This is a genomic window from Rhizobium sp. CF142 (assembly GCF_000281145.1).
In the GTDB taxonomy this organism is placed as follows: Bacteria; Pseudomonadota; Alphaproteobacteria; order Rhizobiales; family Rhizobiaceae; genus Rhizobium.
In genome coordinates this window covers 26,733-40,303 of record NZ_AJWE01000016.1, presented here as the reverse complement: position 1 = coordinate 40,303, position 13,571 = coordinate 26,733, and the positions used below count along the sequence as shown (strand labels likewise).

Below are 13,571 nucleotides of genomic sequence, written 5' to 3'. Positions count from 1 at the left end.
GGAACAGGCTTTTCGAATGGCCAGGGAAGCACCATATGCATGTGTTTGGGAGGCTGAAATGACTGCTGCTGCAGCAAGGCAAAGCGATATCGGGCCACAGCTCGCAAAGAGAGCCGGCCGCTACCGCGAATATGTGCCTTCGCCTGCCCTTGCACCGCATTTCTGCTGCCTCTGGTCGCATGAGATTCGAACCGCGAGCCCGGTCGCCATCGTTCCTGATGGTTATTGCGACCTGCTTTTTGCAGACGGCCGCCTCTTCGTTGTCGGGCCGGACCGCACTGCCGCCTTCCCACCGATGACGCCGAGCATGCACATTATCGGCGCGCGTTTTGCACCGGGCGCCGGCGCCGCCTGGCTGAAACTGCCTCTGTCGGAGATCACCGGCCTCTCCATTCCCCTGAGCGATCTCGCGCCTGAAAAGGCTGCCCTCCTCGAACAGCGCCTGTCCGACTGTCCGGATGGGGCTACCGCCCTCTCGCTCTTCGCCACCCTGTTGAGTGAACTGGCGAAGGAAGAAGCGGAGCCAGACCCCGAGGCTCGCCTGATCTTTGCCGCCGCAGACCATGGATCGGGCCGTATCGGCGGCCTGCAGCAGAGGCTCGATATTGGCGAACGGCAGTTGCGCCGCCGCGCCCACCACCATTTCGGCTACGGGATCAAGACGCTGGAGCGCATCCGCCGGCTGCAGCGCTTCATGGCCCTGTGCCGCGCAAGTGAGACCCTGTCCCTTGCCGCCCTCGCCCTCGAAGCCGGCTTTTCCGATCAGGCCCATATGACGCGCGAAATCGGCGACCTGACGACACTGACACCAGCCGTCATGCTCGCTCAATTGACGACCCGCTGACCGTTTTGTTCAAGACGGTCCGTGCCGGCCTGCTAGTCTGACGCAAAGCAAAAGGACAGACCGATGAACACAATGCCCGCCCGCATCGTCCACATCACGATCAAAAGAGACTGGCGCGATGTCTATGATTTCGCCGGCAGGCCGGAGAACATGCCGCTCTGGGCCTCCGGCCTTGCAAGCGGCCTCGAACCCGATGGCGAGGACTGGATCGCCCACGGCCCGCTCGGCAGCGTCCGCGTGAGCTTCGTGCCGCCGAACGAATTCGGCGTCATCGACCATACCGTCACCATCGAATCCGGCCTGCGCGTCTATAACGCGCTGCGCATCGTGCCGAATGGCGATGGCTGCGAGGCGATGTTCACGCTGCTGCGCATGCCGGGCATGACCGACGAACAATTTGCCGCCGATGCCGCTCATGTCCAGAAGGATCTGGCGGCTCTGAAATCGATGATGGAGAAGTAAGATGGCCAGCAACGACGCTGAAAATGACCGTCGCATCGACTATGTCGAGTTTAACGTCGCCGATATTGGTGCGGCAAAAGCCTTCTACGGCGCGGCCTTCGGCTGGCGCTTTACCGATTACGGGGAGAACTACTGCGAGTTCGACGACGGAAGGCTGAAAGGCGGCTTCACCAATCTCGGCCCGGTGCGTGCCGGAGGTGGCCCGCTCGTCATCCTCTATGCCGAAAAGCTGGAAGACGTGCTCGCCAGCGTCGAAAAGGCCGGCGGCACCATAGCAAAACCGATCACGCCTTTCCCCGGCGGCCGGCGCTTCCATTTCGTCGACAAGGACGGCTACGAACTTGCCGTCTGGAGCAAAGACTGAAATCAGGCATCCGCAGTTGCCGTGGTGCCGAGATTCTGGATGGTGATGAGCGCCCCGATCACCTTCTTCGCTGCGTCGTGCAGCGGCACCATGCGGCAGCGATTGCGCCGCTCATCCCGCGCGTAGGTGTAATCCGCCGACATGCCGTCAAAGCAGGCGTCGAGCTTTTCCTTCACCCCGCTGGCAAAGCGCTCCTCGCCGATGAACTCGACGATATGGCGGCCGATGAGCTGCATGGCATTCTTGCCAAGGTGAGCGCAATTGACGGGATTGGAATAGAGGTAGCGGTAATCCTTCGTCAGCACCGCCACGCGGTCCGGCAGTGTTTGCAGGATCGCCGCATTGAGGAACTGGCCGTTATCAGTATCGGGAATATAGGCGGGCGGTTGCCTGAGCTTCACGTCCGCCGGCAGGGGCACGCGCCAGTCCGGCGCATGGGCGCCGAAATAGCGGTCGAGCAGATAAGAGAGAACGGCGGCATATTGCGTCACGAAAGCCGCGTCATCGGCATCCTGTGCGATGAGGTAGCTTACAAACTGAAGTTGCATATAGACTTCGATGAGGCTGGACGCCCTGCATGAGAGGATCGCCTCGACCAGCGGTTGGATATCGCGGTCGAGCGCCTCCACGCGCCCATCATCCCCTAGCCTTATCGCTTCCTCTATCTGCGCGCAGCGCAAGGAAAAGGCCCTGAACAGCTCAAGCAAGATACCCCCAATATCCATTTCCTGAGAAACGTTCCGAAACCGGTCGAGGCCTATGCTTAATGAAAGACTACGCCCTGCGGTAGGTGCTTTGCGCGCCCTAGTAGAGACGCGTAACATGAACCGTGCTCATTTTCAACCGAAGCGGACCTGTCGCTTTTCACCGATTATAAATCAGGAGCAAAATCTTACAGGCAGAATCTTACAGACTGACGGAACGCTTGATATCCCAGCGGTCGTGATACCACAGCCATTGGGCCGGATATTCGCGCACCCAGCTCTCCACCTTGTCGTTCATCATCTGTGCCGTAGCGGGAAGATCCAGATTGCCCTTCTCGTCGCGCGGCATCTCCATCTTCGGCTCGATCTCCAGGCGGTAGCGATTGCCGGACAGGCGGATGCAGCGGGCCGGATAGACCTCGCAATTGAACTGGCGCACCAGCTTCGGCAGCAGCGGATTGGTCTTGGTTTCCAGGCCGAAAAACGTCGTCTTCAACCCGCGGCTGAACTTCTGGTCGACGAGTACGCCAACGCCCTGCCCTGCTTCCAGCTGACGGGCGAGCGCAAAAGACGAGCCGGCATGTGAAGGCACGAGCTTACCCATGCGGCCACTGCGGAAATCGAAGACCTTCTGCGCCACATAAGGGTTATTCGGCGGGCGGAAGAGCACGGTCACGCTGAGACCGAAGGCATTACCCGCGACGGGCAGCAGCTCGAAATTACCGGTATGGCCGGTAAAGACGATGAACGGGCGCGGATTGTCGCGCAACTCCAGGAAGATCGGAATGCCTGAGACTTCCACCCTGCCCGGCTCGGCACTTTCAGGATCGAAATCGAAGAGCTGGTCGAGGAAAACGTACTCCGCCGCAAGCCGGCCCATATTGCCCCAGCTTTCGAGCGCGATTTCCTCCAGCTCCGCATCACTCTTTTCCGGAAAGGCCCGGCGCAGATTGTAGAGCATAAGCTTGTGGCGCTTCAGTCGCCGGCCGATCTGGCGGGTCATCCAGTCGGCAAAGCGCATCGCTCCATCGGCCGGAAAAAGCTTCAGGAAGTTCAGGAAGCCGAACATCAGCTGCGCCACCAGCCATTGCTGGAAACGCCTGAGCGCCAGAACGATCCTAGTGATGAAAAGCTTCACTCGGTCAGTCCATCTTCAGGATGATCTTGCCGAAGATCTGACGGGTCTCCATGCGCTCCAGTGCGCGGTCGATATCGTCGAAGCCGACTTCAGTGTCGATGACGGGATGAACGAGGCCGCGGCCCATCTTCTGCATGGCATCGGCCATGTTCTCCATGCGGCAGCCGAAGGAGCCAAAGAGCTTGAGCTGCTGCTGGAAGAGCATCATCAGGTTCATCTCGGTCGAAACACCCGAAGTCGAGCCGCAGGTGACGAGACGCCCGCCGCGCTTCATGCAGAGCATCGAGCCTGCCCAAGTATCCTTGCCCACATGTTCGAAGACGACGTCGACGCCCTTCTTCTTGGTGAGCTTGCGCACAACGCCTTCGAAACGGTCGGTGCGGTAATTGATGACGTGATCGGCGCCGAGCGCCTTCGCCTTCTCGATCTTGTCGTCAGAGCCGACGGTGGTGATCACGGTGCAGCCGATCTTCTTGGCAAGCTGGATCGCAGCCGTGCCGATGCCGGAGCCGCCGGCATGGACAAGGATCGTCTCACCGGGTTCGAGCTTGGCATTGTCGAAGAGCATGTGCTCGACCGTGCCGAAGGTGACGGGCGCAAGCGCTGCACCGATGGCATCGACACCGGGAGGGGCCGGAACCAGGAGACGCGCCGGCAGGTTCACCTTTTCCTGCGCGAAGCCGTCGAGATGGAAGCCGTGTACGCCGGAGACATGTTCGCAGAGATTGTCGCGGCCTTCACGGCACGGGCGGCAGAGGCCGCAGGTGCGCGCGCCATAGATCGACACGAGCTGGCCGGGCAGAAGGTTGGCGACACCGGGACCGATCGCTTCGACCACGCCGGAGGCTTCCGCACCGATGACGAGCGGCATCTTGCGCTTGGCGAATGCCATACCGCGCCAGCCCCAGACATCGATATGGTTCAGCGCAACCGCCTTGACGCGCAGCGTCACTTCGCCGGCGGCCGGTGCTTCCGGTTCCGGCAGGTCGGTGATCTCAAGCTTGCGGTCATCGATCAGTTGCAAAGCGCGCATGGCAAAACCTCTCGCCTCTGGGGCGTTATTTTTGTCGGTTGATTTATCGGGAACCGCTTAAGCCGGTTCGAGCGCCATGACAAGGCTGGCATTCTGTCCGCCGAAGCCGAAAGAGTTGGAAAGCACGGCCGAAACCTGGGCTTCCCGCTTCTTGTTCGGCACGACATCGAGAACGATCGACGGATCCGGGTTGTTGTAGTTGATCGTCGGCGGCAGCGTGCCTGTCAGCATCGTCTGCAGCGAGAAGACCGCCTCGACAGCTCCTGCCGCCGTCAGCGTATGGCCGATCATCGACTTGTTGGACGACACCGGAATGCCAACCAGCTTTTCGCCGAAGACGGCGGACATCGAGCCATATTCCATCTTGTCGTTTTCAGGCGTCGAGGTGCCGTGGGCATTGATATAGCCGATATCATCCTCGCTCATGCCGGCATCGGCAAGCGCTGCGCGGATCGTCGCAATTGCCGGGCCGCCATCGGGCGACGAGCGCGTGCGGTGGAAGCTGTCGGCCTTGTCGCCGGCGCCCTTCATGATGCCGAGCACCTTGGCGCCGCGGGCAATGGCCGATTCCAGGGACTCCAGCACCAGCGTCGCGGAACCTTCGGCGATGACGAAGCCGTCACGGTCCTTGCTGAACGGCTTGGACGCCTTGGTCGGCGGATCGTTCTGGGTGGAGAGAGCAGACAGCAGCGAGAAGCGGATCAGCGCTTCCGCACTCAGCGAACCGTCGGTCGCAACCGTCAGCGCCCGGTCCGTGCGGCCCTGGCGGATCGCCTCGATGCCGAGCTGGATCGCCGTGACACCCGATGCACAGGCCGTCGACAACGTCACCGGCAAGCCGCGCGTGCCGAAACGATCGGAGAGCCGCTCGGAGATCGCACCGAAGAGAGCCGCCTCATGGAAAGCCGGATCGGGGCGCTGGCGCATGGCGGCTAAAAACCGCTCATAGGCGTCGCCCGGATGATCGGCGGCCGGCGAACGGTCGGCAAGCTCGAAACGGGCGCTCCATTCCGGCTCGATCGGCGGTGCAGCCAGGAACAGCGGACCATTGAAATCACCGGAGATGCCGGCATCGGCAAGCGCTTCGATGGTCGTTTCACGCGCAAAGGCATAGGAACGCTCGACGGCGTTCGGCACCGGGATGTCGATGAAATCGACCGTGCCGGCAATGCGCGTCGAAAGGCCGTCCGTCGGGAAGCGGGTGATGTCGTGAATGCCCGATGTGCCGGACGAAAGAGCTGCCCAGTTATCCCTGAGGCCTTGGCCGAGCGAGGTGATGATGCCCATGCCGGTGACCGCGACGATCGGACGGCCGAGATGATCCCTGTAAGCGGACGCTGTCATTTCAGTCACTCCTCACGCTTCTGCGGAAAGAACGGCAACGCCTTCGCCGCGCTGATGTCCGACGGTGGTTACGACGGCAGCCTTCGTGCCCGATTTCATCGGCGCTTCGTTCGCGGCATCAAAAGGCGGAACCTTGGCCTTGGCGTCGATGGCAAGAGCTGCAAGCGCAAGGCCGAGCGTGAACTGAGCCTCGATCGTGTGGCCGGAAACGCCGCCGAAGCCGCGGATCGCAGCACCCGGAAGCTGATGTTCCAGCACTGCCTTTTCGCGAGCGGCAAGCTCATGCATGCCCGTCGAGCCGGAGAAGATCGCTGTGGTTTCGGGGGCCAGATCGGCAGCGGGTTTCAGCAGCCGCTCCATGCGCACTTCAAAATTACCCGCAGCGCGATTGCCGCGGTCGCCTTCGACAGCACCGATTGTCGCATAGATATGCGCGCCGCGCGCTTCGGCATGCTTGCGCGATTCCAGCACCAGGAAGGCACCGGCAGAACCCGTGATCATGCCACCGCCTTCGAGGCCGGAGCGTGACCAGAGCGGCGCCCATTCGCCGCGCGTATTGGCGCCGATCGCTTCGGTCAGCAGGATCATATCCTGGCGCTCGGCAGCAAAGGCACCGCCGACGAGCGCATGGGTGGATTCACCCGACTTGATGCGCCAGTAGGCCGTCTCGACAGCGGAAACGCCGGATGCTTCCTCACCCATGAAGGTGCGCGAGGAACCGGTGACCTTGTGAACGATGGAAATATTGCCGGCAAGCAGGTTGGAAAGCTGCGCAAGAAACAGCGTCGGACGCAGTTCCGTCGTCAGCTTCTCATTCAGAAGCAGCTCGCGATCGTTGCGCTTCAGGCCCTCATCGACGATCAGCGTATCGACATTGATGTCGCGCTCGCCGCCGCCGGCCGCCACGATCATGTCCATTGTGCCACAGGCTTCGAGATTGTCCTTGAAACCGGCATCGTCGAGCGCAAGCCCGGCGGTGAAGACGCCGATGCGCTGCCAGTTTTCCATCTGGCGCTGGTCGCCACGCTTGGCGATCTGCTGTGACCAGTCGATCTCCGGCAGCGGATGCACGGGATAGGGCTTGAACTTCTCGGTCTCGATAACAGTGTCAGGCGCGGCATCGGCGGTCAGCAGCGCGATATGCGCGTCCTTACCGACCCCCTGACAGGTCACGATGCCGATGCCGGTGATGACGACGTCATTGGCGGCCTTGCTCATCTATTCACTCCCCTGGGCCTTCGCCCCCTGCGCGGCGATGGCGGCCATCAGGCCCACCTCCTCCGCACGTTTCTTCACTATATCGCCGAGCGGAATCTCGCTGAAAGGCATGGTGCGCAGTTTTAGCTGCGCATCGCAGACCTTCTTGCCGCCGCTGGTGATCTTTGCCTTGGTGACGGCAAAACCGGAGCCGTCATGTTCGAGGAAAGCCTCGATGTCGAGCACCGCTTCCGGCTCGACGAAGGTGCGCATCTTGGCGCCATCGACCGACATCAGGAAGGGCATCGACGTAAAATCGGTGGCGGCCAGCACCAGCATGCCTGATGCCTGCGCCATGGTTTCGATGAGAAGCACGCCCGGAACGAGCGGCATGCCTGGAAAATGCCCCTCGAAAACAGGGCTCTTGGCCGGCACGACCGAGCGCGCAACGAGCGTGCGCTTCTCAAGGTCCACCGCCTCGACGCGGTCAATCATCTGGAAATATTCCAGCAGCATCAGACTTCTCCGGCGCGACGCGCAATAAGCCCGTCGGAAGGCCTACTTAGGAACAAAACCGCCCGGCCGCCATATCAACGGCGGCAGGGCGTGAAAAAAAGATGATGATGTTGCTTCAAGCCTTGGCGGCGCGCAGCTCGTCGATCTTGGCACAGAGGTTCTTCAGCACGAAGTATTCTTCGGTGGAAACCTTGCCTTCGTTGACTTCCTGCGTCCACTTTTCGAGCGGAATCTTGATGCCGAATTCCTTGTCGATGGCGAAAACGATATCGAGGAAGTCGAGGCTGTCGATACCGAGGTCGTCGATCGTGTGGCTTTCCGGCGTGATCGTTGCGCGGTCGATCTCGCTGGTTTCAGCAATGATGTCGGCAACTTTATCGAATGTAGCGGTCACTCGCTCTACCTCTTGGAAATGAAGATTCCCCTCCTCATAGGCAAATCCATTTCAAAAGCCAATGCTTTCGTCCCGGTTGCAAGCCAATTTGGCGAATAGGTGTTGCCTAAACAGCAATAGAATGGCGCCTTTTGACCCGTCCGAGATAGATATCGAAGCGTAAAGCGACCACCCGGCTAAAGACTTTTCCGGTCTTTGTGACGGCAAAACCGTCCATCTCGACGGCACAGAGACCGTTCTGATCCTTGGCCGCAAACAGCGAATGCGCGCATGGAGCGACACCTCCGTGTGCCTGAACTTGCGTTCAATTGCGGCAGTCCCGGACAGCTCGTATAACGCGAAACAGAGCCGGATATTTCTGCAGCAGGATGGTTTTCAAGGCGGGAAATAAACCTGCCAAAAGAGGAAACTTTGATCTGGATCAAATTGGAATCCGGTCGGAATTGATAAAGATCAAGACGCAGACGCAAGAAATCGGGATAGATGACTTTGGGGCCGAAGCGTAACACAACGCAGGCGCATGGTCGGATCGGGGCATCGGAACATGGACATCGCGCGCAGTGAAGATCCTGACATAGGTATTCCGGCAACCTGCCGCGTCTGCGAGGCGCGCGACGGCGTCGTCTGCGGAGCGCTGGCGGCTGCGCAACTGCGTGAACTCTGCAAGCACTCGACTCGCCGCAAACTCGATGCCGGCTGTGAGATCGTCGCCCAGGGCGAAGAAGTCTCGTCCTATTCCAACATCATGAATGGCGTGGTGAAGCTCTGCAAGGTCATGCCCGATGGGCGCCAGCAGATCGTCGGCCTGCAATTCGCCCCCGATTTCATCGGCCGCCCCTTCGTGCCTGAAAGCACGCTGTCGGCCGAAGCGGCCACGCCGACGGAAATCTGCGTCTTTCCCCGCGGCCTGCTCGACCGCATGATCACGGATACACCGGAACTGCAGCGTAACCTGCATGCCCAGGCGCTGAAGGAACTGGATGCGGCGCGGGAGTGGATGCTGACACTCGGCCGTCGCACGGCCCAGGAAAAGGTCGCAAGCCTTCTCTATCTCGTCGCCACGCATGCAGAGCCGGAAACAACCAGCAGCGCGGCCTTCGACCTGCCGCTCTCACGCAGCGAGATTGCCGATTTCCTGGGGCTGACGATTGAAACCGTCAGCCGCCAGATGACGAAGCTGCGCAAGCGGGGCGTCATCCGCATCGAAAACAACCGTCATATCGTCGTTCCCGATATGGATGAGCTTGAGCGCCTGGTTAGCGCCTGATTTGCTTACTGCGTGATCACTACGCGGGTATTGGCAAGGCCGTTTTCCTGCGTCATCGAGAAGAACTGGGCCGCATTGTTGGGATCGAGACGCACGCAACCATGCGAGGCCGGCGTGCCGAGCCGCTTGCGTTCGAAAGTGGCATGAACGGCATAACCGCCATTGAAGAACACGGCGAACGGCATCGGCGCGTTGTCATATTTCTTGGAGCGGTGATCGCGAGACAGCCACTTGGCGCTCCAGGAACCGGTCGGCGTGGTATAACCCTTGCGCGCCGTCGAAACCTTCCAGCGATACTTCACCCAACCGTCCTCAGTGACGGTCATCGTCTGCTTGCTGAGGCTGATATTGGCAACCAGCGTAGCAGCCTGAGCCGCAACTGGAGAAAACTGCAATAACAACACTGCGGTAGCAGCCGCAAAAAACGTCTTCATGGTCGTCCCTCTATCGAACCTTTAAAGGCTTATTTTCGCCCAACGAGAGAAGAGACTACGGCAATACTTGTTATTTTGCTTTAACTCGAATGGTAATCACATTTCTAACAAGCCGGGGCCGGTTGCGGCGGTGGCGTCAATCAGGAAAGCCGGCCTTGCGATAGCCGTCGACAAAATGCGCGAGCGTCGCTGCGTCGCGGAATGGCTCCGTCTCGGCCCAATGGCTGATCAAAAATTGCGGATTGGCGACGAGAAACAGTTCGACCTCCGCACACGCTTCCTCAAGCCGGCCCAATTGGGCAAGAGCTGCGGCCAAGAAACGGCGTGAGCTTGTGCGATAGGTTTCGTCCCGCCGCAGCGTCTCGACAACAGCTTGATAGTCACGGGCAGCATATTGCGCCTGGCCGAGCGTCAGATAGTACCAGCTGGCTGGAAACGGGTTCAGCCGGAAGGCCTTGCCGATATGTTTGAGACCCTCGTCGATCCGTCCGGCGAGAATGGAGATATCGGAGAGTGCGGCCCAGGTATCCGCCTCGTTGGGGTCGAGTTCGATAGCTTTCGCAAATTCCGCATCGGCTTCAGCGAAACTCCGCTCATAGGCAAGCAGATAGGCAAGCACCCAGCGGCAGCCCGCATCATTGGGATCGAGCGCAACGGCTTTGCGCGCCAACTCCAGCGCCTTGCCGCGATCGGCCTCCGTCGGACCGCCGCTGTGCACCCAACCCATCCAATGGTTCAGCGCAAGCCAGCGATGGGCCTCGGCATAGTCAGGATCGAGCGCGATCGCCCGTGTCAGCATCAGTTGCGTTTCCCGCGCACTTTGCGGCGCATCATCCATCAGCGTGCGCGCCCGCACGCAAAGGTCATAGGCTTCGAGGCTCTTTGGCCGATTGCGTGGCACCGGCGGACGCAGCCGGCCGAGCAGCGCCTCGACGATCTTGCCGGCGACCTCATCCTGAACGGCAAAAATATCGTCCAGGCCACGATCGAAACGCTCCGCCCAGAGATGATCGCCGCTCTCGGCATCGACGAGCCGGGCATTGATGCGCACGCGCCCAGCCGCGCGTCTGGCGCTGCCGTCGAGCAGATAGCGCACCCCAAGCTCCTCGGCGATATCACGCACATCCATCGCCTTTCCCTTATAGGCAAAGCTCGAATTGCGGGCGATGACGAAGAGGCCCGAGGTCCGGGAAAGATCGGTGATCAGGTCTTCGGTCAGGCCATCCGCAAATCCCTCCTGCTCCGGATCGCCGCTGACAGTAACGAAGGGCAGCACGGCAATCGATGGCTTGTCGGGCAGCGCCAAAGCTTTTCGCTTCCCGCTGCCGAGCTGTTTTGTGGCGCCTGTGAAGCGATAGCCGATACGCGGAACCGTCGAGATCCATTCACCGCCGTCAGCGGCAGGCCCCAGCAGCTTGCGCAGCTGCGCGATCTGGACGGTGAGGTTGCCCTCCTCGACGGCCGTGCCCGGCCAGGCCGCATCCATCAGCTCGGTCTTGGCGAGAATTTCGCCGGGCCGCCCGACGAGCGCGGCAAGCAGCTTTACCCCGCGGTGCCCGACGGCAACGGGATCGTCGTTCCGAAGAAGCGTCCCCGCCTCCGGATCAAGTACGAACGGACCAAAGACAAAACGCGCTCCCTGCATGGCGCGCATCCTAGAGGCTTTCATGCGGGGTTGGAACCGTCCTGCCTGATGCCATTCGATCTCGGCATTCCCGCGGACAATTTCGTCCGATCATGCGCGTGACATCCGAGGCGCGACTGGTTTAATCGTGTTCGATCAGATAATTACCGGCTGAGATAGAGCGTCGAGGTGCACCCATGGTTTTCTGGATAGCAAGTCTGGTTGGACTGGCGGTCGCCTATCTCTTCGGCTCGCTGCCCACGGGCTATCTGGCGGGCAAACTGCTCAAGGGCGTGGATATCCGCGAGCATGGCTCCAGATCCACCGGAGCAACGAACGTACTCAGAACGCTCGGTAAATGGCCTGCCTTGGCGGTTCTCCTGATCGACGTGTTGAAAGGTGTCGCAGCAGTCGTCTTTGCCCGCTGGTTTTATCTCTGGTTCTCGACAGTCCCATCGGGCACGCCGCCGACAGCACCTGACCTGCAAAGTTCTGAGCCCTGGATTGTTTGCCTGGCCGGCCTTGGCGTGCTGTTGGGGCATGGCCGTTCGATCTGGTTGAACTTTACGGGAGGTAAGTCGGCTGCGACGGGGCTCGGCGTGTTGCTGGCAATGTCCTGGCCCGTCGGTTTGGGTGCTGCAGCGGTTTTCTGCCTTGCGCTGGCCGCCTTCCGCATTGTTTCCCTGAGTTCGATGCTGGCAGCGTTGACGGCCATCGCTCTCGTCTGCGGTCTGGAGCAACCGTTGCCCTATCGGCTGCTGGTGATATCAGGTGGCATCTACGTGATTGTGCGCCATCGCGCCAATATCAGGCGGCTGCTGGCCGGGACGGAGCCACGTCTGGGCAGAGTCGCCTAGAATCGAAATGCCCCGATACCAATTGCTGCGAGAGCAAGAAGCGTTTCAATCCTGCCTGACGATGGCACCGACCGCGTTGACGAGCACGCGTGATGCGGTCAGCGCCGACAGGCCGTCGATATCAGCCGGAGGGTAAAACTCGACCAGGTCAAACCCGGCGATTCTCGCCCGCCCGCCGAGGCCGGCGATCAGGTCGATCACCTGCGTGTAGGTAAGGCCGCCAGGTGTACGCGCCGCCACGCCCGGCATGATGCCGGGATCGATGCTGTCGCAATCGAGGGTGACGACGACCTGCACTCCCTCAGGAATATGCCGGAGAGCGGCTTCGACGCCCGCGGCGTGGATCTCGCGGGCAGTGACAAAGCGGCTGCCATAAAGCTGCGCCGCTTCCACCTCGGCGACACGCGCGCTGCCTACACTGCGCAGGCCGACTTGCACCATACCGGCGACATGCGGCATCTCGCTCGCCCGACGCATCGGACTTGAATAGCCGTAGCGCTCGCCATGCACCTCGTCGCGCCAGTCGATATGGGCATCGATCTGCAGGACCCAGACCGGCCCTTGATCCGCAAAGCCGGCGAGGAAGGGAAAGGTCACGGAACAATCGCCTCCGAGCAGGATCGGTACGGCCGATAGCGCCAGGACCTCGCGCGTCTTCGCCTCGATCCGGGCGCGGTTGTCGACGTTGTCATGCATGATGGTCTCGATGTCGCCGGCGTCGACGCAGGAGATCGGCTTGCCGGCAAACAACGGGCCGCCGAGATCGAAATCCCAATGCTCGATGAGCCCGGCATCCTCCTGGCTCGCAGCGCGGATGGCGCCGGCGGCGAGCGCATAACCGCTGCTGTCCTTGCCGGGATAGGTGCTGCCATGCGCGGCTGCGAAGATCACCGCACGGGGCAAACGCCCATCGGCCAGGCGATCGGGAAGGCCGAGAAAGGAAGATGATTCGGTCATGTCCTTGTTGTCCTGACCAGGTGAAATCCTGTTTTGACCTGTTTAGTCCCTTTGGAAGTTTTTGCGAACTTTTTGGAAGCGCTTAATTACGCCCCGCGCCGCATCCTCCAGACTCCAGCATCTTTTGAAATCGAAGGTCTTGGGCGAAATCCAAGTTCCCGGACCTTCAAGCTCCATGGAGTTCATCATGAGCGATTGCTGCACCCTTGCATCAGCCCCACGTCAAAAGTTGTCGCGCCGGCACAATAGTCTGATCATCCTGCGAAGCGCGATCACGCGCTGGTTCTGGCGCATCCGCATCCGCCGCGAACGGAAGCAACGGTCGAAAATCAGCCCCGTTCTGATCGACGATATCGGCCTGACGGAACAACAGGCAGGCTCCGAGGCCACCGGCTTTTTCTGGCACGTTTGAGGCGAATGTCCGATGACACACGAT

Annotated in this window: 16 protein-coding genes; 6 read left to right on the top strand and 10 right to left on the bottom strand. The window is 60.8% G+C overall.

All coding sequences use genetic code 11. The features are described 5' to 3' along the window. Nucleotides 1–58: 58 nt before the first annotated feature. From PMI11_RS04980 to PMI11_RS04970, 3 genes are all read left to right on the top strand, one after another. Nucleotides 59–844: a DUF6597 domain-containing transcriptional factor gene (locus tag PMI11_RS04980; protein WP_007814041.1), complete on the top strand. Its 786-nt coding sequence runs from the start codon at nucleotides 59–61 to the stop codon at nucleotides 842–844. A gap of 63 nt (nucleotides 845–907) precedes the next feature. Further along, complete coding sequence (locus PMI11_RS04975) at nucleotides 908–1,306, top strand: polyketide cyclase (protein ID WP_007814038.1); 399 nt, start codon at nucleotides 908–910, stop codon at nucleotides 1,304–1,306. A gap of 1 nt (nucleotide 1,307) precedes the next feature. Then, complete coding sequence (locus PMI11_RS04970; protein WP_007814035.1) at nucleotides 1,308–1,670, top strand: VOC family protein; 363 nt, start codon at nucleotides 1,308–1,310, stop codon at nucleotides 1,668–1,670. Between the two features lie 2 nt (nucleotides 1,671–1,672). Here the strand turns inward: PMI11_RS04970 and PMI11_RS04965 are convergent, their stop codons facing one another. From PMI11_RS04965 to PMI11_RS04935, 7 genes are all read right to left on the bottom strand, one after another. Next, nucleotides 1,673–2,377: a PAS domain-containing protein gene (locus PMI11_RS04965; RefSeq protein WP_037070737.1), complete on the bottom strand. Its 705-nt coding sequence runs from the start codon at nucleotides 2,375–2,377 to the stop codon at nucleotides 1,673–1,675. Between the two features lie 199 nt (nucleotides 2,378–2,576). Then, complete coding sequence (locus PMI11_RS04960; protein ID WP_007814030.1) at nucleotides 2,577–3,512, bottom strand: lipid A biosynthesis lauroyl acyltransferase; 936 nt, start codon at nucleotides 3,510–3,512, stop codon at nucleotides 2,577–2,579. Nucleotides 3,513–3,516: 4 nt separating this feature from the next. Then, nucleotides 3,517–4,545 carry a zinc-binding dehydrogenase gene (locus tag PMI11_RS04955; RefSeq protein ID WP_007814028.1) on the bottom strand — a complete coding sequence of 343 codons (1,029 nt, stop codon included), beginning with the start codon at nucleotides 4,543–4,545 and terminating at the stop codon, nucleotides 3,517–3,519. A gap of 57 nt (nucleotides 4,546–4,602) precedes the next feature. Further along, a complete protein-coding gene (locus tag PMI11_RS04950) occupies nucleotides 4,603–5,889 on the bottom strand; it encodes a beta-ketoacyl-ACP synthase (RefSeq protein ID WP_007814026.1) in 1,287 nt (428 codons plus the stop codon). Between the two features lie 12 nt (nucleotides 5,890–5,901). Next, nucleotides 5,902–7,107: a beta-ketoacyl-ACP synthase gene (locus PMI11_RS04945; RefSeq protein WP_007814024.1), complete on the bottom strand. Its 1,206-nt coding sequence runs from the start codon at nucleotides 7,105–7,107 to the stop codon at nucleotides 5,902–5,904. After that, nucleotides 7,108–7,602, bottom strand: a complete 495-nt coding sequence (locus PMI11_RS04940) for a 3-hydroxyacyl-ACP dehydratase FabZ family protein (RefSeq protein WP_007814023.1) — start codon at nucleotides 7,600–7,602, stop codon at nucleotides 7,108–7,110. Between the two features lie 115 nt (nucleotides 7,603–7,717). Further along, nucleotides 7,718–7,996, bottom strand: a complete 279-nt coding sequence (locus PMI11_RS04935) for an acyl carrier protein (protein ID WP_007814022.1) — start codon at nucleotides 7,994–7,996, stop codon at nucleotides 7,718–7,720. Between the two features lie 544 nt (nucleotides 7,997–8,540). Here PMI11_RS04935 and PMI11_RS04930 point away from each other — a divergent pair. Further along, the gene (locus PMI11_RS04930; RefSeq protein WP_007814021.1) at nucleotides 8,541–9,263 is read left to right on the top strand and encodes a Crp/Fnr family transcriptional regulator; all 723 of its coding nucleotides are present in this window, start codon (nucleotides 8,541–8,543) and stop codon (nucleotides 9,261–9,263) included. Nucleotides 9,264–9,268: 5 nt separating this feature from the next. Here PMI11_RS04930 and PMI11_RS04925 read toward each other — a convergent pair whose 3' ends face one another. Further along, nucleotides 9,269–9,697, bottom strand: a complete 429-nt coding sequence (locus PMI11_RS04925; RefSeq protein ID WP_007814020.1) for a L,D-transpeptidase — start codon at nucleotides 9,695–9,697, stop codon at nucleotides 9,269–9,271. A 136-nt stretch (nucleotides 9,698–9,833) separates the two neighbouring features. Next, the gene (locus PMI11_RS04920) at nucleotides 9,834–11,342 is read right to left on the bottom strand and encodes a winged helix-turn-helix domain-containing tetratricopeptide repeat protein (RefSeq protein WP_007814019.1); all 1,509 of its coding nucleotides are present in this window, start codon (nucleotides 11,340–11,342) and stop codon (nucleotides 9,834–9,836) included. Nucleotides 11,343–11,518: 176 nt separating this feature from the next. Between PMI11_RS04920 and plsY the strand changes: the two genes are divergently transcribed. Next, a complete protein-coding gene (gene plsY / locus PMI11_RS04915) occupies nucleotides 11,519–12,178 on the top strand; it encodes a glycerol-3-phosphate 1-O-acyltransferase PlsY (protein WP_007814018.1) in 660 nt (219 codons plus the stop codon). Nucleotides 12,179–12,223: 45 nt separating this feature from the next. On the opposite strand, the gene PMI11_RS04910 is transcribed toward plsY, so the two are convergent. After that, nucleotides 12,224–13,135, bottom strand: coding sequence for an agmatinase (locus tag PMI11_RS04910; RefSeq protein ID WP_007814017.1), 912 nt, complete (start codon nucleotides 13,133–13,135; stop codon nucleotides 12,224–12,226). A 124-nt stretch (nucleotides 13,136–13,259) separates the two neighbouring features. Here PMI11_RS04910 and PMI11_RS04905 point away from each other — a divergent pair, with 124 nt between their 5' ends. Then, on the top strand, nucleotides 13,260–13,547 hold the full coding sequence (locus tag PMI11_RS04905; RefSeq protein WP_244430536.1) for a DUF1127 domain-containing protein: 288 nt from the start codon (nucleotides 13,260–13,262) through the stop codon (nucleotides 13,545–13,547). Nucleotides 13,548–13,571 lie beyond the last annotated feature (24 nt).

Coding starts and splice junctions, on each gene's coding strand:
- PMI11_RS04980 (WP_007814041.1), top strand. CDS start 59: ATGACTGCTGCTGCAGCAAGGCAAAGCGATATCGGGCCACAGCTCGCA.
- PMI11_RS04975 (WP_007814038.1), top strand. CDS start 908: ATGAACACAATGCCCGCCCGCATCGTCCACATCACGATCAAAAGAGAC.
- PMI11_RS04970 (WP_007814035.1), top strand. CDS start 1,308: ATGGCCAGCAACGACGCTGAAAATGACCGTCGCATCGACTATGTCGAG.
- PMI11_RS04955 (WP_007814028.1), bottom strand. CDS start 4,545: ATGCGCGCTTTGCAACTGATCGATGACCGCAAGCTTGAGATCACCGAC.
- PMI11_RS04950 (WP_007814026.1), bottom strand. CDS start 5,889: ATGACAGCGTCCGCTTACAGGGATCATCTCGGCCGTCCGATCGTCGCG.
- PMI11_RS04945 (WP_007814024.1), bottom strand. CDS start 7,107: ATGAGCAAGGCCGCCAATGACGTCGTCATCACCGGCATCGGCATCGTG.
- PMI11_RS04940 (WP_007814023.1), bottom strand. CDS start 7,602: ATGCTGCTGGAATATTTCCAGATGATTGACCGCGTCGAGGCGGTGGAC.
- PMI11_RS04930 (WP_007814021.1), top strand. CDS start 8,541: ATGGACATCGCGCGCAGTGAAGATCCTGACATAGGTATTCCGGCAACC.
- PMI11_RS04925 (WP_007814020.1), bottom strand. CDS start 9,697: ATGAAGACGTTTTTTGCGGCTGCTACCGCAGTGTTGTTATTGCAGTTT.
- PMI11_RS04920 (WP_007814019.1), bottom strand. CDS start 11,342: ATGCAGGGAGCGCGTTTTGTCTTTGGTCCGTTCGTACTTGATCCGGAG.
- plsY (WP_007814018.1), top strand. CDS start 11,519: ATGGTTTTCTGGATAGCAAGTCTGGTTGGACTGGCGGTCGCCTATCTC.
- PMI11_RS04910 (WP_007814017.1), bottom strand. CDS start 13,135: ATGACCGAATCATCTTCCTTTCTCGGCCTTCCCGATCGCCTGGCCGAT.